This window comes from Aquamicrobium zhengzhouense, from assembly GCF_016124105.1.
Classification (GTDB): Bacteria; Pseudomonadota; Alphaproteobacteria; order Rhizobiales; family Rhizobiaceae; genus Aerobium; species Aerobium zhengzhouense.
On the sequence record NZ_JADGMQ010000003.1, the window covers coordinates 99,844 to 126,158 of the forward strand.

At 57.6% G+C, this 26,315-nt stretch carries 42 protein-coding genes; 34 read left to right on the forward strand and 8 right to left on the reverse strand.

Annotated elements, in window-relative coordinates:
• Positions 1–1,529: 1,529 nt before the first annotated feature.
• The 5 genes from IOD40_RS06555 to IOD40_RS06575 form a co-directional block, all read right to left on the reverse strand.
• Positions 1,530–1,982: a hypothetical protein gene (locus IOD40_RS06555; RefSeq protein WP_198475576.1), complete on the reverse strand. Its 453-nt coding sequence runs from the start codon at positions 1,980–1,982 to the stop codon at positions 1,530–1,532.
• Positions 1,975–2,442: a Panacea domain-containing protein gene (locus tag IOD40_RS06560; RefSeq protein ID WP_198475578.1), complete on the reverse strand. Its 468-nt coding sequence runs from the start codon at positions 2,440–2,442 to the stop codon at positions 1,975–1,977. Before IOD40_RS06560 ends, IOD40_RS06555 begins: the two co-directional genes overlap by 8 nt.
• Before the next feature lie 379 nt (positions 2,443–2,821).
• Entirely contained in the window at positions 2,822–3,058 is a 237-nt protein-coding gene (locus tag IOD40_RS06565) for a hypothetical protein (RefSeq protein ID WP_198475580.1), read from the reverse strand.
• Positions 3,059–3,129: 71 nt separating this feature from the next.
• A complete protein-coding gene (locus IOD40_RS06570; RefSeq protein ID WP_198475582.1) occupies positions 3,130–3,342 on the reverse strand; it encodes an Arc family DNA-binding protein in 213 nt (70 codons plus the stop codon).
• A gap of 416 nt (positions 3,343–3,758) precedes the next feature.
• Complete coding sequence (locus IOD40_RS06575; protein WP_198475584.1) at positions 3,759–4,166, reverse strand: helix-turn-helix domain-containing protein; 408 nt, start codon at positions 4,164–4,166, stop codon at positions 3,759–3,761.
• A gap of 86 nt (positions 4,167–4,252) precedes the next feature.
• On the opposite strand from IOD40_RS06575, the gene IOD40_RS06580 reads away from it, so the two are divergent.
• The 18 genes from IOD40_RS06580 (at position 4,253) to IOD40_RS06660 (ending at position 10,406) form a co-directional block, all read left to right on the forward strand.
• A complete protein-coding gene (locus IOD40_RS06580; protein ID WP_198475586.1) occupies positions 4,253–4,486 on the forward strand; it encodes a hypothetical protein in 234 nt (77 codons plus the stop codon).
• Complete coding sequence (locus IOD40_RS06585; protein ID WP_233713880.1) at positions 4,483–4,956, forward strand: Cro/CI family transcriptional regulator; 474 nt, start codon at positions 4,483–4,485, stop codon at positions 4,954–4,956. The genes IOD40_RS06580 and IOD40_RS06585 overlap by 4 nt, the downstream gene beginning before the upstream one ends.
• On the forward strand, positions 4,953–5,081 hold the full coding sequence (locus IOD40_RS20195; protein ID WP_267905065.1) for a hypothetical protein: 129 nt from the start codon (positions 4,953–4,955) through the stop codon (positions 5,079–5,081). Before IOD40_RS06585 ends, IOD40_RS20195 begins: the two co-directional genes overlap by 4 nt.
• A 99-nt stretch (positions 5,082–5,180) precedes the next feature.
• Positions 5,181–5,555, forward strand: a complete 375-nt coding sequence (locus IOD40_RS06590; RefSeq protein ID WP_198475588.1) for a hypothetical protein — start codon at positions 5,181–5,183, stop codon at positions 5,553–5,555.
• Positions 5,552–5,824 (forward strand): hypothetical protein, encoded by a 273-nt coding sequence (locus IOD40_RS06595; RefSeq protein ID WP_198475590.1) that lies wholly within the window; start codon positions 5,552–5,554, stop codon positions 5,822–5,824. Before IOD40_RS06590 ends, IOD40_RS06595 begins: the two co-directional genes overlap by 4 nt.
• The gene (locus IOD40_RS06600) at positions 5,788–6,186 is read left to right on the forward strand and encodes a hypothetical protein (RefSeq protein WP_198475591.1); all 399 of its coding nucleotides are present in this window, start codon (positions 5,788–5,790) and stop codon (positions 6,184–6,186) included. The genes IOD40_RS06595 and IOD40_RS06600 overlap by 37 nt, the downstream gene beginning before the upstream one ends.
• Entirely contained in the window at positions 6,183–6,488 is a 306-nt protein-coding gene (locus IOD40_RS06605; RefSeq protein ID WP_198475593.1) for a hypothetical protein, read from the forward strand. The genes IOD40_RS06600 and IOD40_RS06605 overlap by 4 nt, the downstream gene beginning before the upstream one ends.
• A gap of 2 nt (positions 6,489–6,490) precedes the next feature.
• A complete protein-coding gene (locus tag IOD40_RS06610; protein WP_198475595.1) occupies positions 6,491–6,658 on the forward strand; it encodes a hypothetical protein in 168 nt (55 codons plus the stop codon).
• Positions 6,655–7,020: a VRR-NUC domain-containing protein gene (locus IOD40_RS06615; RefSeq protein WP_198475597.1), complete on the forward strand. Its 366-nt coding sequence runs from the start codon at positions 6,655–6,657 to the stop codon at positions 7,018–7,020. The genes IOD40_RS06610 and IOD40_RS06615 overlap by 4 nt, the downstream gene beginning before the upstream one ends.
• A complete protein-coding gene (locus IOD40_RS06620) occupies positions 7,017–7,214 on the forward strand; it encodes a hypothetical protein (RefSeq protein ID WP_198475599.1) in 198 nt (65 codons plus the stop codon). Before IOD40_RS06615 ends, IOD40_RS06620 begins: the two co-directional genes overlap by 4 nt.
• Positions 7,211–7,468, forward strand: coding sequence for a DUF2312 domain-containing protein (locus IOD40_RS06625; RefSeq protein WP_198475601.1), 258 nt, complete (start codon positions 7,211–7,213; stop codon positions 7,466–7,468). The genes IOD40_RS06620 and IOD40_RS06625 overlap by 4 nt, the downstream gene beginning before the upstream one ends.
• Positions 7,468–7,899, forward strand: a complete 432-nt coding sequence (locus tag IOD40_RS06630) for a hypothetical protein (protein ID WP_198475603.1) — start codon at positions 7,468–7,470, stop codon at positions 7,897–7,899. The genes IOD40_RS06625 and IOD40_RS06630 overlap by 1 nt, the downstream gene beginning before the upstream one ends.
• On the forward strand, positions 7,899–8,429 hold the full coding sequence (locus tag IOD40_RS06635; RefSeq protein ID WP_198475605.1) for a helix-turn-helix domain-containing protein: 531 nt from the start codon (positions 7,899–7,901) through the stop codon (positions 8,427–8,429). Before IOD40_RS06630 ends, IOD40_RS06635 begins: the two co-directional genes overlap by 1 nt.
• A complete protein-coding gene (locus IOD40_RS06640) occupies positions 8,429–8,677 on the forward strand; it encodes a helix-turn-helix domain-containing protein (RefSeq protein ID WP_198475607.1) in 249 nt (82 codons plus the stop codon). Before IOD40_RS06635 ends, IOD40_RS06640 begins: the two co-directional genes overlap by 1 nt.
• Positions 8,674–8,889, forward strand: a complete 216-nt coding sequence (locus IOD40_RS06645) for a hypothetical protein (RefSeq protein WP_198475608.1) — start codon at positions 8,674–8,676, stop codon at positions 8,887–8,889. Before IOD40_RS06640 ends, IOD40_RS06645 begins: the two co-directional genes overlap by 4 nt.
• A gap of 18 nt (positions 8,890–8,907) precedes the next feature.
• Entirely contained in the window at positions 8,908–9,096 is a 189-nt protein-coding gene (locus IOD40_RS06650; RefSeq protein ID WP_198475610.1) for a hypothetical protein, read from the forward strand.
• Positions 9,071–9,703, forward strand: a complete 633-nt coding sequence (locus IOD40_RS06655) for a hypothetical protein (RefSeq protein WP_210336815.1) — start codon at positions 9,071–9,073, stop codon at positions 9,701–9,703. Before IOD40_RS06650 ends, IOD40_RS06655 begins: the two co-directional genes overlap by 26 nt.
• A 253-nt stretch (positions 9,704–9,956) precedes the next feature.
• A complete protein-coding gene (locus tag IOD40_RS06660) occupies positions 9,957–10,406 on the forward strand; it encodes a hypothetical protein (RefSeq protein WP_198475614.1) in 450 nt (149 codons plus the stop codon).
• Between the two features lie 234 nt (positions 10,407–10,640).
• On the opposite strand, the gene IOD40_RS06665 is transcribed toward IOD40_RS06660, so the two are convergent.
• The 3 genes from IOD40_RS06665 to IOD40_RS06675 form a co-directional block, all read right to left on the reverse strand.
• The gene (locus IOD40_RS06665; protein ID WP_198475616.1) at positions 10,641–10,988 is read right to left on the reverse strand and encodes a hypothetical protein; all 348 of its coding nucleotides are present in this window, start codon (positions 10,986–10,988) and stop codon (positions 10,641–10,643) included.
• Positions 10,989–11,439: 451 nt separating this feature from the next.
• Positions 11,440–11,847, reverse strand: coding sequence for a hypothetical protein (locus IOD40_RS06670; RefSeq protein ID WP_198475618.1), 408 nt, complete (start codon positions 11,845–11,847; stop codon positions 11,440–11,442).
• Positions 11,848–12,006: 159 nt separating this feature from the next.
• Positions 12,007–12,207: a helix-turn-helix domain-containing protein gene (locus IOD40_RS06675; protein ID WP_198475620.1), complete on the reverse strand. Its 201-nt coding sequence runs from the start codon at positions 12,205–12,207 to the stop codon at positions 12,007–12,009.
• A gap of 125 nt (positions 12,208–12,332) precedes the next feature.
• On the opposite strand from IOD40_RS06675, the gene IOD40_RS06680 reads away from it, so the two are divergent.
• The 16 genes from IOD40_RS06680 to IOD40_RS06755 all read left to right on the forward strand — a co-directional run bounded on the left by IOD40_RS06680 (position 12,333) and on the right by IOD40_RS06755 (position 26,312).
• The gene (locus IOD40_RS06680) at positions 12,333–12,479 is read left to right on the forward strand and encodes a hypothetical protein (RefSeq protein ID WP_198475622.1); all 147 of its coding nucleotides are present in this window, start codon (positions 12,333–12,335) and stop codon (positions 12,477–12,479) included.
• A complete protein-coding gene (locus IOD40_RS06685) occupies positions 12,476–13,045 on the forward strand; it encodes a hypothetical protein (RefSeq protein WP_198475624.1) in 570 nt (189 codons plus the stop codon). Before IOD40_RS06680 ends, IOD40_RS06685 begins: the two co-directional genes overlap by 4 nt.
• A gap of 42 nt (positions 13,046–13,087) precedes the next feature.
• Positions 13,088–13,459: a helix-turn-helix domain-containing protein gene (locus IOD40_RS06690; RefSeq protein ID WP_198475626.1), complete on the forward strand. Its 372-nt coding sequence runs from the start codon at positions 13,088–13,090 to the stop codon at positions 13,457–13,459.
• A gap of 61 nt (positions 13,460–13,520) precedes the next feature.
• A complete protein-coding gene (locus tag IOD40_RS06695; protein WP_210336816.1) occupies positions 13,521–15,011 on the forward strand; it encodes a hypothetical protein in 1,491 nt (496 codons plus the stop codon).
• Between the two features lie 17 nt (positions 15,012–15,028).
• The gene (locus IOD40_RS06700) at positions 15,029–17,215 is read left to right on the forward strand and encodes a portal protein (RefSeq protein WP_198475630.1); all 2,187 of its coding nucleotides are present in this window, start codon (positions 15,029–15,031) and stop codon (positions 17,213–17,215) included.
• Positions 17,216–17,320: 105 nt separating this feature from the next.
• On the forward strand, positions 17,321–18,295 hold the full coding sequence (locus IOD40_RS06705) for a hypothetical protein (RefSeq protein ID WP_198475632.1): 975 nt from the start codon (positions 17,321–17,323) through the stop codon (positions 18,293–18,295).
• Between the two features lie 44 nt (positions 18,296–18,339).
• Complete coding sequence (locus IOD40_RS06710; protein WP_198475634.1) at positions 18,340–19,518, forward strand: P22 phage major capsid protein family protein; 1,179 nt, start codon at positions 18,340–18,342, stop codon at positions 19,516–19,518.
• A gap of 50 nt (positions 19,519–19,568) precedes the next feature.
• Entirely contained in the window at positions 19,569–19,847 is a 279-nt protein-coding gene (locus tag IOD40_RS06715; protein ID WP_198475636.1) for a hypothetical protein, read from the forward strand.
• Positions 19,844–20,488: a phage adaptor protein gene (locus tag IOD40_RS06720; RefSeq protein ID WP_198475638.1), complete on the forward strand. Its 645-nt coding sequence runs from the start codon at positions 19,844–19,846 to the stop codon at positions 20,486–20,488. The genes IOD40_RS06715 and IOD40_RS06720 overlap by 4 nt, the downstream gene beginning before the upstream one ends.
• Before the next feature lie 4 nt (positions 20,489–20,492).
• Positions 20,493–21,374 carry a hypothetical protein gene (locus IOD40_RS06725; protein ID WP_198475640.1) on the forward strand — a complete coding sequence of 294 codons (882 nt, stop codon included), beginning with the start codon at positions 20,493–20,495 and terminating at the stop codon, positions 21,372–21,374.
• Between the two features lie 10 nt (positions 21,375–21,384).
• Positions 21,385–21,705, forward strand: a complete 321-nt coding sequence (locus IOD40_RS06730) for a hypothetical protein (protein ID WP_198475642.1) — start codon at positions 21,385–21,387, stop codon at positions 21,703–21,705.
• A gap of 1 nt (position 21,706) precedes the next feature.
• Complete coding sequence (locus IOD40_RS06735; protein ID WP_198475644.1) at positions 21,707–22,324, forward strand: hypothetical protein; 618 nt, start codon at positions 21,707–21,709, stop codon at positions 22,322–22,324.
• Positions 22,321–22,791 carry a hypothetical protein gene (locus tag IOD40_RS06740; protein WP_198475646.1) on the forward strand — a complete coding sequence of 157 codons (471 nt, stop codon included), beginning with the start codon at positions 22,321–22,323 and terminating at the stop codon, positions 22,789–22,791. Before IOD40_RS06735 ends, IOD40_RS06740 begins: the two co-directional genes overlap by 4 nt.
• A 443-nt stretch (positions 22,792–23,234) precedes the next feature.
• The gene (locus IOD40_RS06745) at positions 23,235–25,157 is read left to right on the forward strand and encodes a hypothetical protein (protein ID WP_210336817.1); all 1,923 of its coding nucleotides are present in this window, start codon (positions 23,235–23,237) and stop codon (positions 25,155–25,157) included.
• A 111-nt stretch (positions 25,158–25,268) separates the two neighbouring features.
• On the forward strand, positions 25,269–26,039 hold the full coding sequence (locus tag IOD40_RS06750; RefSeq protein WP_198475650.1) for a hypothetical protein: 771 nt from the start codon (positions 25,269–25,271) through the stop codon (positions 26,037–26,039).
• 3 nt (positions 26,040–26,042) lie between these two features.
• Positions 26,043–26,312: a hypothetical protein gene (locus IOD40_RS06755; protein ID WP_198475652.1), complete on the forward strand. Its 270-nt coding sequence runs from the start codon at positions 26,043–26,045 to the stop codon at positions 26,310–26,312.
• Positions 26,313–26,315 lie beyond the last annotated feature (3 nt).

The following is a 26,315-nucleotide window of genomic DNA, read 5'->3' on the forward strand; positions in this document are numbered from 1 at the left end:
GGTGGTGTGATTTAAACCTAGTCGGGAAATTTCCCGGCGTCAACACAAAAAGGGAAAAATCCCGATTTAGGTTGATGGGCCGGGAAAATTCCCGACTATTTTATTGACGGAGAGAAAATGGGCGGGTAGCACTACGGTTGCCGGGATGGTTCTGAGTTCCCGGCGCCATGGGTTGCCTACCCCGGAAGGGATGGCCTCACGGCAGAAATGAAAACGAGATTAAGCGGTGACCCGGGGCAATCCCGGTGAGCCGAAACCAAGAAGCCCCCGGGCGAACCGAGGGCTTCGAGGTCAGCTGAGAGCTTCAATGATGGCGGCAATACCGAATAGGCACCAGCCAATGTTGAGCCTGATGCTGACAGTGAGTCGAAGGTTCTTGCGCATTTAGCAATATCCCTCGGCCCGCTGCGCAGCGAGGCCGGAAAGGTTTCGCTGGAGTACTTGTAAAGCGCCCTTGCTGGCGCTTGGCCTGATCGCGCTAGCAGCGATTTCGGCCGTCCGGCGGATCGTGAGTGGTTCTACCAAGCGTCCCCGCCATTAGCCCTCCCGAGCAAGGGAGGACACAGGCCCTGCTCTGGGCCTACCTGTGCGGCGGTGAGCGAACCGAGGTCGTCCCGCAGGACTCCCGCGAACTTCATCGCTGCACAGGTGGCTCATATCAGCACGGTCCGGGCTCCATAGCGAGTCCAAAGAAAAGCCCCGCTGGGATGATCCATGCGGGGCGCAACAGGCTAGAAAACACTGATTGTTATAACGTTACGTTCTTCGTTTTGCAATCAGAAAAGCCGGTTGTGTGGTGGTTTTGGCTACGAATTGCGTGTCTGCTCGGAGGCTCCCGGCGCAATTCAGATCCAGGTCATCAAAGCGACGGTCTTCAAGGGCGATTGCCCCGTCCGCCGATCATCCGGTGCATGAATCTCCCAAACGTTGCCAGTGGCGTAAATTCACTGGACCGAACTCAACGGGGCATGACGGGCCCGACCGGGAGCACGAGGAAGGCACCTCGCCGGTAAACCATAGGCACTGAAGCACCACTAAACCTCACGCGCTGTGGCGCGGAGCCGGCTGTAGGATCGGGCGACTTTACCCATCGCCATTGTGATCGCCGGGTGCAGCGGAGAGGCGACCTCCGACATCAAAGATCGAGCCTATGGGGGAATTTGAGTTCAATGCTTGCTAGGTGGCCTCTTGGTGGGTCACGCCTTCGGGCTCCTGCATCCGTGGTGGTGCAGTACCCGTCCATAGGGCAAGCTATGCCTAAAGTTCTGAGGGGGAGTATTATATCTCTAGGGGGAGGATCACAAAAACGGCCCCACGTCCTATCGGGGAGCGAACGTGGAGCCATCTGGCCGAGTTATAGGCTTGGGGCCATGGCCAGAAGGCTAGTTTACGAGAAACGCTACGCGCCGTCGAGCGGCCAAAAAATAAGCCCCGCCGAAGCAGGGCAAGGTGTCAGTGGGGTCCGGGGTCAGCACTGATGGCTCAAGGTAGCAGCGTGCCGGCAAAAAGAAACCCCGCCGGAGCGGGGGTTAGGTCATTGAGTTCCTAGCGGCTTCTGCGGCGAGGGAGCCGAGGCTCACGTTGCTGAGGTCTCTGTCTTTGAAATGCCTGAATGCCCCGACAATAAGCACGACTGCGAGGGTGGTTATGGAAATTACAGGGGCGAGGAACATCGCAATTGCAACCGATTGCGGCACAACAATAAGCCGACCCCAGTAAAAACTATGGGTTACGTGGCCGAGGAGCATTGCCATAAAAATCATGACCACTACCGCAATGCTGATTGCTGTCTGTCGGTTCGTGATGCGCTGTTCAATCTCTTTGATCAGTAAGTCCCGAGCTTTACCCTCTTGGGTGAGTTGCTCTTGCGCCAGCCTATCCTCTAGGCTCGCAAGACGTGCTTCATATTCTGCTAGCGCAGCAGGTTCAGCCGCCCTCTCTGGCATTTCTTGGGGGACTGGCTGGGGGTATTCATTAGGCATTCGTCTGCGACAGCCCAGCTGATTGACGCTTCGCCACGTAATGAGGGCGTATCAGCTCATTCGGGATTGGAGCGAACCATCCCCACATTTTCGTGGCCGTGTCCCACGGACCGCCCGGCTCGTGCGTCATGTCGGAAAGGCGGGTTGCGGGCAGATGACCGTAGAGCCGATATACTTCCTCAAGGAGATGCGCATCATAGGCGGAGATTGCTGCGCCTTCCACTGGCACAACATCCCGAATATTGATGCCTTGACGACGAAATGAATTGTACACGTCCGGGATAACCGGACCGTGTTTCCAAGCCTCGATTTTGTTTCGGATTAACGGCGCGTTGCGCATTTCCAGGTGCCAGCCATGCGCGATGTAGACCAGCTTCAGAACTGACATAATTGACAGTATCCGCTTATCCCGGCGCGCGCGTTCCACGAACCAGTTGGCAATCTGGCGTGCGTCGTACATCTTACCCTCCGGTCGTTAGAGTTAATCTCAGTGTCTCTTATATAGAACGGACCCTATCAAGATTCTAACCGTGTGTCTTTAATTGGCTGCGGCCCGACGTTCTACGCCTCTCCCACCGTCTCCGTATCCTCATCAATTTCCGGCGGTAGGTCCAGTAAACCGGCACCGACTAGGAATTCGCGCAGTGCGAGATGGGCGGCTAGCTCTATGTCCCCTCCCATCATGCTTGCCAAGCGCTGCAAGGCGGTGAGTTCAGCGTTCGATAGCGTGAGGCGGACTTCCATAGCACATATCCCGATGTTGGCGGGATATTTTGCTAGCAGTCCAATGAAGCGCAATTAGCAAATAGGACTGTTTCGATGCCAGAGAATGTTCCGCCTTAGTTGAGCGAAAACCAAGTCGCGCGTTTCCCGCGTATTGATCGGGGCTTGTCGCTTTCGAGGGCGATATGAACGGTAGCTAGGGCGTGAAGCCATGCCGCTACTTTCGGCGGGATCTCTTCCAGACCCATCGCCCAAGCCTCGATTAGACTTTCGTCGCATTCGAAGACCTCGGCCAGTTGGTCATTGGACCAATGCAAGGCTTCCATGCATTTGACAAACCGCTCTGGCGTCATTGCGATATCTCCCCGTCAGGTCGATCGCTATGAGAGCAGTTTGCGACTTATCCACACACTCGGCAAGCCTGCTAAGAGGTGCCTCGATCAAGGATCGTGAGTGCTTGGCTTAGAAGGCGGGCAGCTTCGGCGCGTGCCTGGTCGTCATCGCCGAAAGTTCGCTCAAGCCGGGCTACAATCTCAGCGTTGATGCTGCGGTCATTGTCGAGTGCTGCGCGCTTTATCTGCTTCTGCAGGGCAGGCGGCATGCGCAAATGAAAGCTTGAGGGGTCTGGCTGAGACATGCCGACTTTATGGCTTAAAGGCCGCAGTCTCGAAATGGTCCCACACCTGGCACAAAGATACCACCGTAGTGCCACAACGGGGCAAGCTGACATCTTGTGCCACGATGGCACAGAGCACAACGGACATTGACTCTGGAGAAGAGACAATGTTCCTATTGTGTTCTCGTTCTTTATTCGTGTCCGGGAGGGCTTGGCTTGGCAAGTGCATGCGTGGGGCGGGATAAGATCAGTATGACTTCAAGTAAAATAGGATCGCACGAGCGGGAGGCGTATCGTGGCGATCGAGCATAGAATTAGGCCGCGCTACGCGACAAAGGTCGAGGCAACCGTAGCGCAACTACGTGCTGAGGCAGGCGCTGACGCCCCCATCGACCCTCATATGAAAATCAAAAAGAAGGTGGCGGACCTCGCCTATCTCATGGCGTTGGTTCACGGTGGCGAGTGGCGGGTAGAGGTTGATCCTCACTCGACGTTTGTTCTGATCTCTCGTCGTCAACGTCGGGCTCATCGTGCACGTAGGTCTTGATAACCCGTAGAACCTGGTCAAGCTCATCGCGGTCCACCCCGAACGCGATGAGCGCATTCCGCAGAGTTGTTTCGGCGGAGGGGCCGTGTCCGACTAGCAAAGACTCGGGCGTGGTTTGCAGGACAGCGGCTAGCTTGGCGATGTTCGCTGCCGAAGGGCTCTTGGTTTTCCCGCGCAAGATGTCCCGCACAAAGCTCTCTCCGAGATTTGCGCTTCTTGCTGCCTCAGCGGCTGTCAGATTGAGCGCTGCCAGCCTTTCTTTAATCCGGTAAATCAAGGGCGATTCCATAATCGGCATCTTGCACTCCGGGAAAAATCACGTCCAACGGGAATAATCCCGCCTCCGATGTTGACAGTGTCGGGAATTTTCCCGATAGTGGTCGCATGGCTACGGACATCGAAATCACAAAAGAGCGCATTCGGGAGCACCTTCTCGCTCGCGCAAATGCTTTTGCCGCGTCCCACGGGACAAGCCTGTCGGCCATCTCTGCCGAGGCTATCAGTGACAGCAAGTTCCTCCCGGAAGTGGCGAGCGGAAAGAAGCAGAACTTCACGCTCAACACATACCAGCGCGTGATCGATTGGATCGATGCGCGAGAGAGCGGAGAGGCGGCATGAGCGGCTTCGTCTACGCGGTCGAATGTGCTGGTCGCATCAAGATTGGCTATTCCAGCTATCCAGAGCGTCGCTTCACCAAACTTATGGCAGACGCGCCATTCCCTAGCACGCTTCTTGGCTTCTGGCCGGGTAGCAGAGCGGACGAAATGGCCGTCCACAAGCGCTTCGCAAGCACGAGAGTCCACGGCGAATGGTTCACCGCAACCGATGCGCTCTTGGCTTTTGTGGCGGACAATAGGATCGAGCCCCCTGCACGGCGAAGCGTGGTGATCCTCTGCGGTCACGAGGTGACGCGCGGGTCGCAGAAGGCGATTGCTCAGGCTCTGGGCGTAACTCAAGGCGCAATCTCGCAGTGGACGCAGGTCCCTGCTGATCGAGTGATCGCTGTTGAGCAGATAACCGGCATCTCCCGCCATGACCTTCGACCCGATGTGTTCGGCCCCGCCCCGAGGAGGGGGAAGGCAGCATGAGCGACCTCGCGATCACTCTCCTCGCGGTTACATCTGTTCTGGTGGTGGTCATCGTTGCCGGTGCTTTCTCCCTGCGCTCGATTATCAGCACGGTGTCTGAATTTGACGGGATCGGGAGGCGCTGAGTGTCCTGCTTTTCCGCTCCCGTTTCCGCTTGTGACCTGACCTTCTTCGCCGCTGGCGCGCTGTTCACGCTGCTGTGCGTGAGCGGATGGAGGTTTTAGGTGGCTATCCGTTCCACTGGCATCCGACCGATCGAGCGCAATGGCTTGAAGGGCTTTGGCCTCACGATTTCCATAGATAACACCAATTCGCACGGCCTCTCCGTCCGTGCGGATGCTGGCGGCGGTTGCTCCTCCCCCGCTGCCACTCCCGGTGACGCTGCTCTCCTCCTCCCCGGCGGCGTCACCGGACCTCTTTCTACCCGACCCGCACCTTTCGACGGTTCTGGCGACGAACCGAGTGTCCCAAGCTTTGCTGCTGGCGGTGCAAAAATGCGCGACGACACTCGCGCAGGTCGGGGTGATGAACGCGCCGAAGCAAAGCAAGTCGCCATCAATTCCGAGTCTCACGGCCAGCGTCCCGAGGTGGACGCATGACGACGGTTGTCGTTTTCCGCGCGGCGAACCTGAGCGCAAAAAGGGGATGCGAGCGGGGCATTGTCTCGCATCCCCAAAGCGCCAGCGGCATGGCGCGTTCCTTCCTTGGCGACACGAGCTTCGAGCTTTTCCAGAAGCCGTTTAGCCGCGTCTCCAAGGCTTTCCAAGCCGATCTCTCCTTTGAAAATGCTCACGAACTGCATGGGCATCTAAGCAAAGGAGTCGATGCAGCATGTGCAAAGAAACTAAGCAATCGGAGCATGAGTTGATGTGTAGCGCCGATCTCGCGACCGGTTACGTCCGGCGCATGATTGAGAAAGAGACACGCGGATGGGGCGACCAGAACAACGCGCTCCACCGTTTGGGCAACCGATATGGCCTGCCATTTTGGTCGCTGCACAATATCAGAATAGGCCGCGCAAAGACGGTCGAAGCCGGTCTGTTCGACCGGATCAGGGCGGCATATCTCGACCTGTGTGAACGACAGGTTCGCCAGCTTCAACATGAAATCGAAATTGAGAAAGCAAAGGGCGGAGGGGATGCTTCTTTTGAGGATTTGGCGCGCGAGGCTGAGGAATTGGCTGCGCGCGTGGCGCAAGCGTCGAAGGGCGCGCAAAGGAGGGAAATATGAACGCGATTGATCAAAGCCTGGCATCCGCCGTCGAACGGGAATGCAACATCTTGCAGTTCCGCGAAGACCACGAGGAAAAGAACGAACGCCTGGACGAGGTGATGCTGCGAGAGGCCAAACAGGCCCGCCAGCGCATCAAGCGCATCCGCAAAGCGGCAGCAGATGAAGTTGCCGCCATCGATGCCGAGATTGCCGCGCTAGTTGCCCGTAAGGCCGAGGTGCAGACCGGCGCGGATGCCAAGGCTCAAGCCGAGGAGCGCCGCATCGCCAAGTGCCGCGCTTATCTCACTGCGGGCGAATAGGCATGACCCGTCACCCAATCGAAACAGCGGCCGGTGAGGCGTTTGCACCTGAGCCTGAGCCATTCGAGGCACGCCCGGCTGCATGGCGTCTCATCGTTGCGCTGCTGGTGATCCTGGTTGTCGGGATGGGCGCGATGGCGTGGGCGGTGTTCGTGAGGGGGGCGGCATGAGGGCGCTTTTCACCAAACCGACCGAAGACCAGATCCAGCGTCAACTGCTCGGCTGGCTCAAGGCAGTATGCCCGAATGCGGTTGTCTTCGCCGTCCCGAATGGCGAGCACCGCAACAAGGCCACGGCAGGAAAGCTCAAGGGGCAGGGGGTTCTTCCGGGAGCTCCCGATCTGGTCATCGCCCATGATGGCGTGATCGCGTTTGTCGAGGTGAAGCGCCCCAAAGGCGGCAGGCTCTCCCCGGCCCAGCTCGAGTTTCAGGAGAGGTGTTCCGAGCAGCGTCTGCCATATGGCGTCGTGCGCAGTCCGGGCGATCTGCAAGCCTTCCTCGATGACATTGGCATCAAGACGAGGGCAGCATGAGGTTCACCTATGCAGAGAAACGGGATGCTGCACGAGGCCGCGTCTACAGCCTGGAGACGTGGCTCGCTGATTTCGGCGGCCCGAAGTCCAAGTTCCCGCAACACCTGATTGATGACCGCAAGCGCGAGCTCGCCCTGATGCGAGACATCGCCAGCGATTATTCGCGCGCGGCAGAAAAGGAAAAGGCAGCATGACCGATACGACCGACAGCAGACAGACGATTGCAGCAGGCCAGCTGCGCGCCTTCATTGAGCGGGTCGAGAAATTAGAAAACGAGAAGCAGACCATCGCTGAGGACATCAAGGAGGTCTTTGCAGAGGCCAAGGGTACCGGCTTCGACACGAAGGCGATGCGCACGATCCTGAGGCTTCGCAAGAAGGACCGAGCCGAGCGCGAGGAAGAAGAAGCGATCCTCGACATGTACCTCTCAGCGCTGGGGATGGTGTGATGACCCGCCGCAAGATCACCAAAGCAGACGAGACACCGGAGTTCATCGCATTCTGGGACATGTGGCGTCCAAAAGCCCGGCACAATGACGGGCGCGGCTTGGCGCGCGACACTTTCTTCAAGCACGTAGAGCAGGGGGCTGATCCTCAGGACATCGTGGACGGTGCCGCCTACTTCCTGCGTGGCATTAAAGACCGCCAATATATCCCGCTCGCCTCGACGTGGCTCAATCGTCAGGCCTACGAGGACTTTGCCGAGCAGGAGCGTGAATTCCAGGCGCGTCGTGCAGAGCGCATGCAGCCGCAAGCCTCCAACGTCACCGTGCTTCGTCCTCGGACAGAAGCGGCCCCGACTATTGATGCAGAAGCGCGCCGCCGCCACTTCGAAAGCTTGCGCGCTCAGAACCCACTTCTTGCAGGAGGTGATTGGTAATGCAGGAGCATGACCTCGCTCATCATTACAGACCCGGCCTCAATCCGGATTTCGTGAACAGAGTGAAAGAACGGAAAGCCGCCGAGCGGAAAGAGCGTGAGGCTACGATCCTCAAGGCTAAGCTTGCCGAAGCCGAACGCCGGCGTAAGGAACTGGAAGCAAAGATCGCGCAGGAGAAGCTTCTACGCGAGCAGGCGATTGAGAACGAAAAGAAAGTCATCGAGAACTATCAGGTGATCGTCGTTCATGGTGTCAGTCGCTCATCACGCGACATCATTCGAGAGACTGCAAAGGCATGCAGGGTGAGCGCCGAAGAGATGCTGGGACGATCTGGTCAGAAAAAGATCGTGGATGCGCGCCACCTTGCCATGTACCGCCTGCGAAACGAACGCGGACTGTCTCTGCCGCATATAGGCCGGATATTCGGACGTGATCACTCAACCGTCATCCATGCAATCAAGAAGGTTGAGGCCAAACGGAAGGGCGTCAATGGCCAGTGCACCAGCGATCTCATCGCGGGGGCCGCTTGATGCTGGATGAGCGCGGCAAGTTCAAGAGAAAGCCGGTCCGGTCCGCATCTCCGACCGTTCGCATCATATTCGATGCGATAGACGCCTCAGGACTGACATATCGCGAGGCCGCGTATCACGCCAAATTGCACTACGCGACACTGTCCTGTTGGAAGCAAGGGAAGCGATCGCCGAATATCCTGGATCTGGAAGAGATTGCTCAAGTCCTTGGTTACGACATCGTCTTGAAGAAAAGGGCCAAGGCATGAGCAGAACCCAGGTTACGACCGGCTTCGTCATCGTGCGCCCGGATGGCCGAAGGGTAGACGATACCCTTTACGATGGTGAGGTGGATGCGGCCATTGTCTGCGCCTTCCTAAATGGCTGCCGTGTCGCGCCTGCCAAGCGCATCACGACGTTTCAGCGCAAGGGCGGTCAGATGGTTCCAGTGCGCACTGAGATCAGCATACAGCACGACTAAGCGGCAACGAGGGACAGTATGGCGAAGGCACAAAAGCGCGACCATGGCCGATTGCGCCAAATCATGGGAGCCAAAAAGAAGCGCCAGCAAGCCATCACGAAGGCCGTGGATAAGCTGGCTCTGGAATACGCGCAGGGCAGGGCGGCTTCGGCATGCTGGGTGGATCTGATGAAAGCAGCGAATGAGGATCAGGTTGAGCAGAGATAGCAAGACCGCACGCCGGTTCCCCCGCGAGACTATCCAGATGGGCGACAAGCGCGTGCCTGCAGCAAAAATCGAATGCAACAAATGCCAGTCCGTCGCCTACCACACTGACACAGGATTGAACGATGACGTTTACTTCAAAAGGAAGGGGTGGACGGTCGGCAATGGTCCCGCTGCCGATGTGTGCGGTGCGTGCGCTGGAAGGAAACCTAAGCCCGATTTGAAGGTGGTCCCGATGGAAGCAGCTGCAGTTAAGGACAAACCGCGCGAAATGACCCGCGACGAGCGGCTGATCATCATGGACAAGATCAGGGACGTTCACGATGGCGACCGCTACGGCTCGGGCTGGTCGGACAAGAAGGTCGCTGACGATCTGGGCGTGCCTCGCGCGTGGGTCGAGGACATTCGCGAGAACGTGCTGCAATTCGCGGGCGGCCATAGCGCCGACATGGAGGAGTATCTGGCGATGATCGCGCCGGTTAAGACCGAACTTGCCAACATGATCAATTCTGCGCGCGTCCAGCTACAGCGCCTGGAGGAGATGGCGGGCAAGGAGCTTGCATCGATCACCACGCTTGGCCGGAAGGTTGAGAAGGAAATGAGCCGCTAAACACAGCCGCCCCGCTGGCGGGCGGGAACGGCTGCAAATCACTCAATTGAAGGCTTCCCCAAAGCTACCACGGCTGGGGCTTTTGGCGCAACAAGCGGCGAGGCATACACACATGGCAAGGGCAGCAAGGAAGCCTGAGAGTTTCCAATCTCAGCATATCGAGACAGGCACCATGAGGCACGAGAACCCAAGCTGGACACCAGCCAACGATGGGGAAAAATGGGCACCAAGGTATATCCAACCGACTGTGAACTTGCGTGAAAGCGCCATTGTTTCATTGCGCGCCAAGAAGGCTATTGATGAATGCCAGTACGAAGCGGCAGAGCTTTTCCGCAGGCTATTCGAGGCTATCGGAGGCAAAGGCGCTCGCGCTATCGATTACAGTCGGGAATTCGTGGATGGAGGACGCTTCCCCGATCCGGTAAGTGATCATCAGATCGACGCAGGGAGGAAACTTGCCAAGGCCTACGAGGCGCTAACCAAGGCGCACGGCCTCTATGCGTGGCGGCTTGTCGGATACATCTGCGGTGAAGGGCGCGCGATATCAGAACTGACGGAAACGAAGCGCCAGCGTCTCACTATGGCCGACAACCTGCGCACCTATCTGGACTGCCTCGCTGCCCATTGGGGATTGGCTTCACGCGGTATTGACATGGTAACCAGCAAAGGGCAGAATCACCTAAATTTCGACAATTGTAAGTGATTTGCGCCGTTAAGGCGTGACCGACAACAGCACCCGCCACGCCTCTCCACGATGCGCCTCTGGGCGGGTTTTTCGTTTGCCGCCCCCGACACACTCCATCAGCTCCTTGGCCAATAGCGGGACCAGCGGCATTCCTAATGCAAGGCTACAATGGAGCTCAAACGAGCAAGGCGCATCCGAGACAAGCTCCGCGTGAAGCCGGGGCAGTTTGCAAGGCGATGGGTGTCGCGCATGCTATTTTGTGGAATTCAGGAACTTCGGGCACCAGAGGCGCTTAACTGCACCCACGCAGTTGGTGGGTGACCCGTCGGCTGCGTGGATGACAACTGCTTTGCCGATTAAGTAGTCGTTCATTTGTAGCCGCATTGTCATCCGTAGTACGTTGTAGCATTCTTCGGCAGAAAACTTGCACATTCCCATTAATATCGTTGTCGCAGCATCATCATTCGCCGAGATCGATGATGATGTTATGGCCATTATTACTTGCTGACGCAGTTCCAGCTCGATCTCCTCAACGGTGGGGTTTGTCACCGCTAGGCCGCCCGCAATCACTGCAAAGCCCAACCATCCGCTGGCAGACATCTCTTATCCCTCAATTCGTTGTCTTCTTGTCTTGCGTTTTCCTAAACCCGACCCATGCATAAGTGAGGACGATGCCACCCAGCGCCCATGTTGTAAGAGGAAATGGGGGCTGCAGAATAAAGACAACAATTCCGCTAGCCAGGAAACCGATGAGGGTTGCTCCATTGCTGACGCCCGTGTTCTGCAACAGGTATGGGATGGGCGCGTCGCAGTTCGGGCATGTCGCACCCGGAGTGTTAAAAGTATGCCTGCAGCTTCGACAAGTAGCCATTACTTGGTCCTTAAGAAATCCGCAGGTTACGCTATGGTGTGGTCTCCTATAATTGCAATCTACTCATAAGTGGTAGTGGTTTACGGCTGACAGCTGCAGTCGCCGCCGGTAATAAACCAAAGACGGAGTAAGGCCGGCCCGTTCTGACCAAGTTCAAGGCAGTCCGGGTCGTTTGCTCCCTCAATATACCAGCCTGACCAAGTCAGGTGCGACAGTCAAAATCAGTCCGACGGAGCCCAGTATTCCTTTTGGATGCCTGTTAAGTACAGCAAGCGCTCCGTGAGCCATGTGGATCAAGGCGAAGAGCATCACAGCAAGCAGCGGCAGCGCCAAGATAGCCATGATTATCAGCGGAGTTGCGTCCTGCGCCGGATCAGTAGATGAAAGCGCCTGAGGGTACATCCTTTTTACGATTAAGAAGGCGCCCCCGAAGAAGCCGTAGAACCCAAACAGAGTCCGTATCGGCGCTCTCTGTTTGAGTTTGAGAAGTAGCTTTTTGATGGAAAGTAGCACTGCTTCAGCGCGCGATTGCTTGTCGAATAGGTCTATCAAGACCATTGCGTATCCGAATATCTCGGTTGGTCCCATGCCTATCCTCCCAAACTCGCGTAATGAGAAGTTCGCGCAAGAGTTTGCAAAGGGCAAGACGGCCGATTAGGTGTACCAACCAACCGGGTTTGCAGTGAATACTGGGGCGGCCTTACCTAATCCAACCAAGGGGCCAGCCAGGTTGATCTCCGGCTGCAGTCATCCGCCGACCGAAACCTGCTTCGTCAGCGCCATTACGCCATCTGCTAGATCAAGATAGGCAATCACTGGCCCAGGTATCTTGGCTTGGCCAGTAGCCCACTTCGACACGGTGTTCCGGTGGACATAGACGAGTTTAGCGAAGCCTGACTGTGAGACGTGAAGGTAATCAAGGCGGGCTTTGAACTGATCTGGCGTCATGGATTCTCACCTAAACAGTGAAGGATGCGCCGGGCCAGTATCCACCAACCAGTGATTTCAGGCAAGAAACGACTCTCCGTCGGACGCTGCGCCGCCGTCACCTGCGTAAAGCGAAGGACCATCCAATGATCAACATGCCTGTCACTCACAAGCCTTCCGGTACGGCTGGCAAGGTCGATGGCGTATCTGTCACTGCTGATGGCAAGCCTATCGTGCGGGTGGCTGATCGCTGGTTCTTCGCAGATGAAATCGAGGCTGCAGCAAAGCCATGAACCAGACGCCCAACCCTTTCATGCCTTTCTGGGATAGCTACGACAACACGCAGGCTTCCCCGACTTACGACAATGCGCACGCCTATCAGGATCTGCTGGGCCGCATGCCGGAGTACCAGCCAAACAGCCAGCTTGGCCCGATCCACGAAGCCGTTGGCATGGACGGCATTCGGCGCAACATTCTCGCCTCCAACGAATACACGGCTCGCCTTCTAGGCTCGATGCCTCAGAGCGTCAGTCAGGACATGGGCCGTCGAGCAGCTGTTGGCATCAATTCCATGCCGGGCGTGTTCAGCGACTACACCAACCCCAACCTTCCGAACCAGCACCACAACATGGCAGATCAGCGCGCACAGGCGCAGCAGATGATGCCAGATGCATTCCAGGCGCTGCTAGGTGCCTTCACCGCCCCACCGGCTCAGGAACTTCCCCCGGCTGTGCAGCAGCTTATCGCAGGCCCTCAAGAGCCAGCACAAGCCGAGCAGACCGAAGCGGCTAAGGGCAAGAAGAAGAGCCCCACCGATATCATCGCTGATGAAAACTTCCGGTGGCCTCGTTCCCGCTAGGGGCATCAATCACATTCCGGCAACAATCCGAAAGGAACTGCCATGGCTGACAAGCCCCAACGGTCCAAGGGCGGAAGGCCGACGAGGTATCGTCCGGAGTTCTGCGATACAGTCGTAGAGCTCGGAAAGATCGGCAAGAGCAAGGCTCAGATGGCTGCGCACTTTGATGTAAGCCGCCAGACCATCGACAATTGGGCCGAGGTAAATCCCGAGTTTCTAGAAGCGCTCAATCGCGCGATGGTCCATTGCCAAGCTTGGTGGGAAGACCAAGGGCAACTGGGCCTTACCCTGCAAGGCTTCAATGCCGCTGTTTGGCGTAAGTCGGTCGAAGCTCGGTTCCGTGACGATTACACCGAGCGCCGTGAGACGCACGTGACCGTATCGCACGAGGACGCACTTGAGCAGCTTGAGTGAGCGCGAGCTAGCGATCCGGAGGCGACTTCGCGACGACCTGCTGCACTACGCCGAAAAATGCATGAAGATCCGCTCCAAGGGCGGCAAGATCATCTCATTCCGGCTCAACGCAGCGCAGAGGTATCTTCACGAGCGCCTCGAAGAGCAGCGGCAGCGCACAGGGAAGGTCAGGGCTCTCATCCTAAAGGGCCGACAGCAGGGCGTTTCGACATATCTGGGTGCGCGGTTCTACCATCAAGTATCACACAATAAGGGCTTGCGGGTTTTCATCCTGACGCATGAGCAGGCCGCGACCGATAACCTCTTCGGGATGGTGGCGCGGTATCACGAGCATTGTCCTGCTCTGGTCAAGCCGAGCACCGGCGCATCCAATGCGAAGGAGCTATTTTTCGACCGGCTTGAAAGCGGATACGCGGTCGGCACGGCGGGAACGAAGGCGGTAGGTCGATCGCAGACGATCCAGCTCTTCCACGGTTCGGAGGTTGCTTTCTGGCCAAACGCGGCAACGCACTTCACCGGTGTTGTCCAGGCTATCCCTGATCTACCGGGGACGGAGATTGTCCTTGAATCAACTGCCAACGGCGTCGGTGGTGAGTTCCACGAACGCTGGCAGATGGCGGAAGCCGGGCTAGGCGATTACGAAGCAATATTCATTCCGTGGTTCTGGCAGGAAGAATACAAACGTCCCGTTCCACCGGATTTCGTTCTCGAAGCGGAAGAGGCTGAGTATCAAGAGATACACGGCATCAGCCTTGAACACATGGTCTGGCGACGTGCCAAGATCCATGAATTGAAAGATCCGTTGCTGTTCAAGCAGGAATACCCTGCGACGGCGGCAGAAGCATTTCAAATCACCGGGCATGACAGTTTCATCAAGCCTGAGGCGGTGCTTCGGGCGCGTAAGGCAACGTGTGAAGGAATTGGCCCGCTCATCATCGGTGCTGATCCGGCTCGCTTTGGCGATGACCGGTTCTCACTTGCATGGCGGCAGGGCCGGAAGGTCCTGAAAACAGAGAGCAAGGCGAAGATCGATATCGTCGCTGGGGCAAACTGGATCCGGCAGGTCATCGACACCGACAAGCCAGACGCTGTTTTCATCGACGTGGGCGGTCTCGGCGCGGGGGTGTACGACATTCTCCGAAGCTGGGGCGAGCCATACGCCTCTATCTGCAAGGCCATCAACTTCGCATCTGAGCCGCAAGAGCCTGTTCGCTACTTGACGGATGGCTCCAAGATGCCTGGCCCGCGCAATAGGCGTGCAGAGATGTGGGAACGGTCGCGAGACTGGCTTGATGAGCCTAGCGGGGCCGATATCCCGGACGTTGATGCGCTCCAAGCTGATGCGTGCGGACCGGGTTATCACTACGACGCAAACCAGCGTCTGTTGCTGGAATCGAAAGAGCATATGCGAGCGCGTGGTCTCAGATCCCCGGACGATTGGGACGCGATCGCACTCACCTTTGCAGAGCCTGTTGCGGTCAAAGCGCAGGACTACCGCAACTCTGCCGAGCGCGACTATCGCGGCGGCGGGGCTGGCGGCTGGATGGGCTGATCCTCCGAGGTTCATGAATGAGCGATGATCTTCTCAAAGAAGCGCAGGATGCGTTCGACGCCGCACGCGAGGCTGAGAACGAAAATCGCGTTGCTGCGCTTGATGATCTGCGCTTTGCCCGTCTAGGCAAGCAATGGCCGGAAGAGATTAAGCAGCAGCGCGATTTTGATCAGCGTCCGATGTTGACGATCAACCGTCTGCCAACCTTCATTCGCCAGGTGGTGAACGAGGCACGGCAGATGAAGCCGACGATCAAGGTTCATCCGGCAGACAGCGAAGCTGATGTTGAGACCGCCGAGATCATCAATGGCCTGATCCGCAACATCGAATACACGTCCAATGCGGACGTTGCCTATGACACTGCGACTGAGAGCGCGGTGACGATGGGCTGGGGCTACTTCACCGTTGATATCGACTACGCATACGATGACACGTTCGATCTGGATATCCTGATCAAGCGCGTTGCCAACCCGTTTTCGATCTATGGCGATCCAAACTCGACGGAGGCCGATTCATCGGACTGGAATACGGCGTTCGAGACGGAATGGCTCGCAACGGATGATTTCAAGCGTCTATTCCCCGGCGCGGATGAGATCGATTGGGAATGTGACGAGCAATCGTCCGAGTGGTTCAGTCGCGAGCGTGTGCTGATCGCCAAATACTGGCGTCGCACGCAGGAAGCCAAGAAGATCCTGCAGCTTTCGGACGGCCGCGTGATGGACGCTTCATCCTTCGATGAGGCAGCGCCGTTCCTGATGGTCGAAAACATCAGCGTTGTCGGTGAGCGCGAGGTGATGGCCCACAAGGTCAAGCGCTACCTGCTCAACGGCAAGGAAGTGCTGAAAGAGGAAGAGTGGCCAGGCAAGTACATTCCAATCATCCCGGTTTATGGCGATGAGGTGAATGAGGAGGGCAAGCGCCATTTCCTGTCGCTGATCCGGTCCTCGAAAGACGCTCAGCGCATGTACAATTATTGGCGCTCTGCAGCGACCGAGCTCGTCGCTCTTGCGCCAAAGGTTCCGTTTATTGGCCCGAAAGGTGCGTTCAAGTCTGACGCTCGAAATTGGGCCACAGCGAACAAGGTAAGCCACCCATATCTCGAGTATGACGTGGTTGCAGGTGCACAGCCGCCGCAGCGTCAGCCGCTCGATACAGGTGCTGCAGCTGGTGCCCTGCAAGAGGCTATGAACGCCGCTGATGACCTCAAGGCGATCATGGGCATCTTTGATCCATCCATGGGGGCGCGCTCGAACGAAACGTCTGGAAAGGCGATCATTGCTCGCGAGCGCCAGGGCGATGTCACGAATTTCCATTTCCAGGACAACATGTCTCGCGCGATCCGTCATGCGGGGCGCGTCATCATTGATCTGATCCCGAAGGTCTACAATTCGGAGCGTATCGTTCGCACGCTGGGTGAGGACGGTTCACCGACGCTTGCCAAGCTCAAGCAGCCTGTTCCGCAGATGGGCCCGCATGGCCGGCCGATCATGGAGCCGGTGCTTGATCCGATGGGCAATCCCGTCATGGACCCGATGAGCGGCGCTCCGATTGAGCAGCCAAAGATGCGTGTGTTTGACCTTGGCATCGGCAAGTATGACCTGACTGTCACCGCTGGCCCGTCCTACGGCACGCAGCGTCAGGAAGCTGCCTCTCAGATGATCGAGATGATGCGGATGAACCCGACCGTTGCTCCGCTGATCGGTGATCTGGTCGCCAAGAACCTTGATTGGCCTGGTGCGGACGAGATTGCACGCCGTCTCAAGGCGATGCTCCCGCCGCAGTTGCAGGAGGGCAGATTGCCGCCTGAGGTCGAGCAGATGATCGAGGAAGGCAAGCAGACGATCGCTGGTCAGCAGCGCCTCATGGATCAGATGCAGGCTTACATTCTCAAGCTTGAGTCTGAGGACGAGGCAAAAGCGAAGAAGGTTCAGGTGGACGCGTTCAACGCTGAAACTAAGCGGCTCGACGCAGAGACCAAGCGCATGGACGTGCTGGCTGATATGGGCCACTCGCCAACGCAAGTGTCATTCCCTTACGCCGACCAGATCGTTGCTGAGGCGAAGGCCAACAGCCTCAACGCCAAGGCCGAACACGAAATTGCAAACGCAAACCTCGCCAACGCGCGGGCAATGCAGGTCGCAACGCCTGACCCGATTGTGCCGCAGAGCATCATCCACGCGCACCGACCGCGCCGCGACTTCTAACCAACGGAACATTCCAGATCAGAGGCTCCACACCGGGGCCTCTTTTCGTATGCGCCCACGTCAGTGGCGCTCCATCCCCATTCACCAACCGGCAAGGAGTGAATAATGAGCAACGATCAGGACGCCGAACTCGATTTCGTAACACCGGACGATGGGACGGCAAGTGACGAAGTGGAGCACGACGAGAACCTTGAAGCGGTTCACGACGATGATCCTGAACTTGAGGGCGATGGTGACACCGACGCCGATCAGGGCGACGAGGAAGACGCAGACGACGAGGATCCTGTCTCGCAAGAGGAAACGGAAGAACTCGAAGTAGGCGGGAAGAAGTACAAGGTCCACAAGGACCTCAAGCCGCTCATGATGATGCAGGCTGACTACACGCGCAAGACACAGGAAGTCGCGGAGCATAAACGGGCACTGGAACAGGACCACGAAGCGATCCAGCGGGAACGCGAAATGGTGGCCCAGCACTCCCAGATGATCCGCCAGAACCTGCAAGGCTATGCGCAGCTGGCGAACATCGATCAGCGTCTGGAAGCATTCGCGAAGATCGATTGGAACGCCTACGAACAGCAAGACCTATTCCAGGCCCAGCAGGCTTTCCGTGAATACCAGTTGCTAAAGGACCAGCGGCAGCAACTCGCTGGCAACCTGCAGCGTCAGGAGCACGAAGCCCGGTCGATGGCCGAGCAGCAACAGAGGCGCCAGGCAGAAGAACAGCGGCTTGCTCGTGAACGGGCAGCAGCTGAGACACTCAGGGTGCTTCAGAGGGACATCAAGGGCTGGAATGAACAGCTCGCGGGTGAAGTACGCATCTTCGCAGAAGCGCAGGGGTACACCCAAGAGGAACTGTTCAACGCCACGTCCGATCCCCGCGCTTTCAAGCTTCTTCACAAGGCCATGCAGTTCGACAAGCTGATGGCAGCGAGGAAAGCAGCCCAACCCAAGACCGAACAGGCCAAGCCACTGACCAAGGTGGGCGGACGCAAAGCCGCTGCTCCACGCGGTCTCGATGACAGCCTGTCAGCGGATGAATGGGTTCGCAGGCGAAACGAACAACTGCGCAAACGCGCGTGACCCAATCCGAGCGGCCCTAGCGCCGGCACAAGGAACTCCACACCATGGCAAACACTTTGCTCACCCCAACGCAGGTGACCCGTGAGGCCCTGCGCATTCTTCACCAGAAGCTGAACTTCATCGGCTCGATCACCCGGGATTACGATGACCGCTTCGCCAAGGACGGCGCGAAGATCGGCGATACGCTGAAAATCCGCCTGCCGAACCAGTATGTCGTCACCGATGGCAAGACGCTCGCAACTCAGGACACTGCGGAAGAAAGCGTCGATCTGAAGGTCTCGCATCAGAAGCATGTCGGCATGAACTTCTCGTCCGCCGACCTGACCCTCTCGCTGGACGACTTCTCCAAGCGCATCATCGAACCGGCAATGAACGTTCTCGCATCGAACGTTGAATCGACCGTTCTCGCAGCCCGCTATGCCGACATCTACAATCAGGTGACGGATATCGGCAATGCGGCAACGTTCAAGAAAATCCTCGACGGTCGCAAGATCCTCGTGGACAACCTTGCCCCGCCGATGGGCCTGACCGCGAACCTGAACACTCAGGACAACGTGGACCTCGTGGACAACCTCAAGGGGCTGTTCAACGACACCAAGGAGATTTCGAAGCAGTACCGTGACGGCTATATCGGCCGCGCCGCTGGCTTCGACTTCATGGAAAACACGCTGATGCCAGCACACACCAATGGTGCAGGCGCTGGCTACCTGATCAATGGCGCATCCCAAGCCGGCTCCACGCTCACCGTGGACGGCGGCACTGGCGCTATCACCAAGGGCACGGTTTTCACCATCGCCGGTGTTTACCGCGTCCATCCGGAAACCAAGAAGCCGACTGCAACTCTGCAGCAGTTCGTCGTCACTGAGGATGCAGCAGCCGCCGCAACCTCGATCAGCATCTCGCCTGCCATCATCACGACTGGTGCAAAGCAGAACGTCACTGCTGCTCCGGCGGACAATGCGGCGATCACCTTCGCTGGTACGGCGTCCACCACGCATGGCATCTCGCTTGGCTACACCGAAGACGCCTTCGCCTTTGCCACGGCTGACCTTGTGATGCCTAAGGGCGTGGACTTCGCTTCCCGTCAGGTTCTGGACGGCATCTCGCTGCGCATCATCCGCCAGTACGACATCAATAACGACAATCTGCCTTGCCGTGTTGATGTGCTCTTCGGCTCGGCAACGGTCCGACCGCAGCTGGCGACGCGCTACGCCTTCAATTGATCAACGAGAGAGTGGGGCTTCGGCCCCACTTTTCATTTGCGGGGTGCGCTATGGCCGAACTCATTCCAACGTGGGGCTACGCCGCAGACGGCAAGGCTCAGCTGTTTCAACTCGCGTCTGGGGAAGAATTGCCGCAGGGCTGGGCGGATCATCCCAACAAATGGCAGACGCCAGCCGTCAATCAGGCGGTGGATGAGCTGGACAAGATCATCGCCTCTCAGAACAAGGGCGCGCTTGATCGCTTTGCTGCTAGCCAAGGCATTGAACTCGACCGCCGCAAATCCTTCGGCAAGATGGTTGCCGATTACCGGGAGGCAATCTCCCGATGACGTGGGATTACAACCGCCTCAAGGCTGAGGTCACCAAATTCGCGATGCGCGGCGGTGACACGGAATATGAGGACACGGTTCCGACCTTCATCAGCCTGGGCGAGAGCGCGCTAAACCGCGAACTGCCTTTGCGCGTGATGGAAGTTGATACGCCGCTGATCGGAGCGACCGGCTCGCGCCTCATTCCTCTACCTGCTGATTTCGTGGAGCCCTTTGCGCTTCATCTGACCACCTATGGCGAGCCGCGCTGTGTGCGCCCCGGCGTGGCAGGCCAGATGAAGGTGCGATCGAGCAATTCCGAGCCGACCGAATGGGCGATCAACGGCACCAATATCGAGCTTAACGCTCCCTGCGATCAGAACCACAGTTTTACCTTCCGCTACCGCAAGTCGTTCGCGCTGTCTGACGCAGAGCCGACCAATTGGCTGCTGACACACTACCCGGACGCCTATCTCGCCGCTGCGCTTGTCTGGGGCGGGGTGTTCATGCGCGACACGGCAGAGGCCGCACCGTGGAAGGCCATTCTTGATGACGCAATCGCAAAGATCGGCTGGCTTGAAGCCCGCTCGATTGCGGTTGCACCTTTGACCGCAGATCCCGCGCTCGCCGGTCGCGGTGGCTTCAACATCTACACCGGGTAATCCCATGACAGATGCGACTTTTACCGACCGGCTGGGGCTGATCCTGCAGGCCTATGCGTCAAATCCTGAGACGTGGGGAACCGAGCTTAACAACGCCGTCATCCGCCTAATGGACGATACGGTGGCCTATGAGCCGATCACCGTTGATGCAGACGTGACGCTCTCGGCCGACGATGGGCTTGAGAACCAGGTGCGCCGCACTCTGCTGCCATTAATTGGGGCAGGCGGACATACAGTCACCGTCAAGAGCGTTGATCGGTTCTATCTCGTCTACAATGCGTGTGCGGCTGATGTTGAGATCAAGCCGGAAGGCGGGACGGGCTCAACGGTTCGTGCGGGCTCCTGCGTTATCTGGACCACGGATGGCGCAACGGCTTCCACCTTCGACGTTCCGCTCGATCGTATTCGCAAGCCGGAAGCTGACGTAGACTTCAACGGCAAGAAGATCGTCAATCTGGCAGCACCAACGGGCGACGACGATGCTGTGACCAAGCAATACGTTGATGACGCCAAGGGCGAGATCGACAGCCGCCCACTGAACGAATTCACGAAGCCCGACGCGGCGCTCGACCTCAACGGCAAGAAGGCCATCAATCTCGGTGCTCCTACCGATCCGGCAGATGCGGCAACGAAGGGCTACATTGACACGCTCGCTGCTTCTTCATCGCTTGGAACGGTTGCAGCTATTGCGGACGAGATTGTCGCTGTAGCAGCGAATGAAAGCAACGTCGTTACCGTGGCCGAGAACATCGCGAATGTGAACACGGTAGCCGCGAACATCACGAGCGTCGATCTGGTGGCCGACAACATAGCGGACGTTCAGAACGCCGGAGCCATCGTAGATGAGTTCAAGAACACCGCATTCTGGCTCGCTGTGACCTGCTGAGGATTGAGATATGAGCACTGACAACAATGCAGGTGTAATGCTGACGACGACGCTGGCCGACATCTACACCGCCCCAGCTGGAGGGGCAAAGATCAGTCTGATCCAGGTGGCGAACACCCATGCGGAAAATGAGGTGGACGTTACTGTCGTCTGGTCGAACGCCAGTGCGAGCAACCTTGAGATACCGTTCTGCTCCAATTCACCGGTCGCTGTAGGGGACGGGCTCTCCGTGCAGGCTGGCGGCATGATCCTGAAGCCGGGTGATAAGATCCGGGCTCGCGCGTCTGCGGACAGCAACGCGGCAATCACCGTCGCAGTGATCGAGGGCTGACATGAGCAGGTTCAAGCGAGTCGGCGGCCTTTCGAGGTTGAGTGATAAAGGAGTGGCGCGTGGGGGTATCTTGGATTTTGTCGGATATGCGCAGGGGTCAACATCCAGTCTTGATATCTCACACATAGATATTCAGCCGGGTGATCTTATTCTAGGCTTTGCGTCTCAGACACAGGCGGGGTCTTCGTACCCAGTTCCTGGCCCCCCTCCGGGCTACACCGTTATCGCAACCGCAGAAATGTCATCAGCAAAGATGGCGGCATTTTATAAATTATCGGATGGGACAGAGACTAATTTCACTCCAGCCCCCGCAATGAGCATTGGAGCGGTTCTTGTCCTGCGCGGCGTGTCAGGCATAGGAAATTTCACAACAAATGCAACAGGGACCGGGCAGTCGCCTATAATCAAACCTGCGTCCATATCCGAGGGGTCTTTCTTAGTATTTGGATTCTACAGAGCCTCGGGGCTTAGAGCCGCCGGGTTCGCTTGGCTAGCAAACACCGTGCCCATGGTCGCGTTCACGCCAACGTCTGAACTAGCGAATTTCTATATGGAGGCATCAGGTTCCGCCCTTTGGGAAACGTCTGGGCCGAATATAGCTCTGGAGATACTAGCATGACCCTCTACTCCCTCAACGGCTCCTATCCCGCACCTCTACCCTTCCGCATCATCCTCTCCAGCGGCGCTACCCGAACCGATCCGGCAACGTTCACTCCGGCTGAGATAGCGGACGCGGGCTACGTCGAAGCCCCGGCAAAGCCGGCCTTCGATCCGGCCACGCATCAGCTTGGTTGGGATAGCGAGAACTGGACGGTTACGGAGCTACCTCCTCTGGAGCCAGTCTATGAACCGCTGACTGCTCGGCAATTGCGCCTCGGCCTGATCGGTGCAGGCGTTTCTCTAGCTGACGTTGACGCAGCCATTGATGGAATCCCTGACGAAGCCGGCCGGGAAGTCGCCCGCGTGGAGTGGGAGTACGCCTCTCAGTTCGAGCGCGAACATCCGCTGATTGGGCAGGTTGGTTCTGCACTTGGTATGTCTGCCGAGGATATCAACACAGCATGGCTTGCGGCGGCGGACTTGTAGTCACGAGGACCGCCAAGATCGTATATCCCTCCCAGTAAGCAGGATGCGTGCCAAAGTATCCGCAGATGGGGTGAGAGTAGGATTGAATAAATTTGGAATAAGCACACCAGCCGCCAGAGATGTAGCTCTTAGGAGCTATCAGTATTAGAGCCGCGTCCCGCCTGTTCAAAAACGTCCGGTCGGTCTTGGGGTTGTTGCTCTATAATACTCAGTCACTTCTAGGTATATGTGATTGTAATCAAGATTTATGTGATCGCATCGGAGTCATGGCGATTCTGGTGAAAGTATTCAAGCAAGGTCAGTTTGCTTCGTTGCATTGACCGTCGTCGGGTTGCGAGCTATTTTCCAGCACGAACTGGACACGGTGGGAGGAAATTTTGTTCAACGAGTCATTTTATCTACAGATGAACCCGGACGTAGCGATAGCAGTTGCGGCAGGGTTAATGTCAGCGCAAGAGCACTTCGAGCTATATGGGAAGTTCGAGAATAGAGCTCCGTCGCCGTTCTTCGACCCGGTGCTTTATCTGCGGGCTAACCCAGATGTAGCTGAGGCTGTACAAGGCGGGCTTGTTAACGCGTTTGACCACTTCATGTCATTCGGACAGAACGAAGCGCGGAGTCCGTCTGTTTTCTTTGACCCGTCAGTTTATCTGCGAAACAACCCGGATGTTGCAGCGGCTATTGAGGCTGGCGCGTTCTCTTCGCCGTTCGAGCACTTCCTGCTTTACGGTCAGAATGAGATTCGCAACACAGCGCCGTTCTTTGACCTAAAGGGTTATCTCGACGCAAACCCCGACGTTGCAGCTGCTGTTCGCGCTGGACACACGACCGCGTTCGATCACTTCATCAATCATGGATTTGCCGAAGAGCGTGACCTTGGCAATGGCATCAGCCTTGAGCAGTTCGCCAGCGATCCGAAAGCACTAGCGGCAATTCAGGATGGCGATTACAGCGCGCTGATGTCGCGGGTGGCTGAGGTCGCTCCGTTCCTGCCGACCTACAGCCCGCCAGCCGGGTATACTGTTCCAAGCAACACCCCCCTTCCGGCTGATTTCGTCCCGGCAGGTGAGGAAAAGCTGGTTGTGCCGCCCGGGGTGGAAGCGCCGGATGTGCTGCCACCAAACTTCCAGCAGCCGGAGCCAGAGCCTGAGCCTGAGCCGGGCGAGGGTGGTGGTGGCGGCGGTGGTGGTGGCACGCCGACACCGGATCCTATTGTGCTGGAGTTCAACAAAGCGAAGTCCTACACCGACTTCATTGCCTTGATCCGCGAGCACGAGGTCGCGCTTGGCGTGACCGAGAGCCTCAAAAACCTGCCTAATGAAGGCGGGCGCATTAACGCAGTCGGCATGGGCGTTCAGGAGGTGCGAAATCTCTTCGGTGATTTTACCACTGTCGATGGCATTAAAGCAGCTGTCGCGAAGCATATACAGACTGAGCTGAACAAGCAGGCGGCGCTGCAGGGTCTTTACTCGACCGAAGATCTCGAGACGTTCGTTGATCTGGTAACCAATTTGGCAAGCGACCGCGCAGGCATCATCGACTACTACACCACGCTGGCAACGCAGACCGACTCCGAAGCCGGTCACCTGCGGGTCGATGCTCTCGAGGAAGAGCTCTACACCGTCGCGCTGACCAAACTCGCGGAAGCATTTGGCGATCCGACCGAGGCCACGAAGATCTTTGAAGAGTTCCAGGATGTACGCGGCAACTACAGCGGCAGCATCGTCACCTTGGTCAACAAGCTCTACGAAGCGCACGCTGCAGCCGACGACGATGTCGCGTTCCTGCGTTCGGTCAATACTGCCGATGATGAAGCCACAGTCCTTGCAGCCATCAAGACCGACCCTGACTTCGCCGCACTCCTGGAAGGCACTGCCTTCCCGGACAATGGCGGACGCGAAAAGGCGGTTGCGCTTGGCGTCATCGAGACCATCGAGAAGCTTGGCTACTTCTCTGATGTTGGTGATTTGAGGGAGGTCATCGGCCTCCATATCGAGATGGAGCAGAACAAGGCTGATTTCATTGCAGGGGCGCAAGTAGCCCAAGGAGAGGGATTTGCCGCAACCTTCGAGGACTTGATCCGTGACCTTGATCTCGACCGCGACACTATCATCAACTTCTGGTCGAATGCCGACGATCCGGAAGCAACCGCACGCGCGGATGAACTGAAGGCCGACACCTTTACCGTCGTCCTCGACCAGATCGTCAGTCACGCCGACACTCTTGGTGAAAATGACAGCACCTACTGGGCCGATCTTGCCTCCGCCTTCGATGACATCAACACCGAATACACCGGAAGCATCGTCACCTTGATCGGGCAGCTTAAGGATGCTCATAACGAGGCTACTTCGGACCCGGTTTATTAGCTTCGAGCCTAGTAATACAACCTCGGAAACCCGGCCTTCGCGCCGGGTTTTTCTTATGAGCTGTATCCCTCCCGCGTCCCTGATCTCGCAAAAGTTAACAGGAGCTTCACCATGGTCTTTGGCGGCTTTGGCTTGGGACGACTTGGCTTCACGCATCCCATGCGGACGGAAGCCCCGGAAAGCGAGACTGTCTCCCTTTTGCCGGATCAGCAGCAATGGATGTCGGATTGGGAGAAGCGCCGGGCAGCCGAGGCAGCAAGAGCTCGTCCCGCTGCCGCGCCAAGAGCACAGACGTTCGACAACGCCGGGTATCTTGCTGCCAACCCGGATGTTGCAGATCCGTCGAGTTGGGGCGGTGCTTTCCCTGCCAATCCGGTGGGTGCCTATCACTACGGCGCTCACGGTGCCGGGGAGGGTCGCCAAGGCACAAACTTTGATGAAGCCAAGTACCTCCAGCTAAATCCTGACGTTGCGGCGGCTGTTTCCGGTGGTCAGTTTTCAAGCGGGCTTGACCATTTTGCCAAGCATGGATTTGGCGAAAACCGCGCGGTTAATGTGACGCCGGGCAGCGCGGGCTATACGCCAAACTTCTCTGCGCTCAACGCGGAGTGGGACAAGATGACCCCGATGTTCGAGAACCAAACGCGCCAGCAGCAGGCCTATGACTGGATGCAAGGCGGCAACCAAGAAAACGGCCTGATGTCTGAAGACTATGCCAATGCCGGGTTCAACACGATCACCGGCATGAGCAACCCCTATGCTGGCCCCGGCCAGATCGAAGGCGTTGATATGGATTGGGCGCAAGGCGTCTACGATCCTCAGACACAGCGCGGCACTGGCACGTACACGCCAACCCATCAGCGAACCAACTTCGGCTGGTAACCCATGCGACATTCTAAAATTGTGCTGAGTGACGACGAGATCGTTGCTCAGATGAGAGCTGCTGCGCCTGCCAATGAGGGCGCTGGTGCCGTTCAGGCGCGTATAGACGACGTTCTTGCCGAGCGCCGCGCCAATCAGGAATCCATTCAGGCGGAATACGACAAGGGACGCGGCACCGACTTCGGCACGGCCGAGATTGTCGCTCAATCCAAGCTCTACCCGGTGAAGGAACACAAAGGACCGATCACCGCAGTTTACACGCCGGGGAAGTAGCCC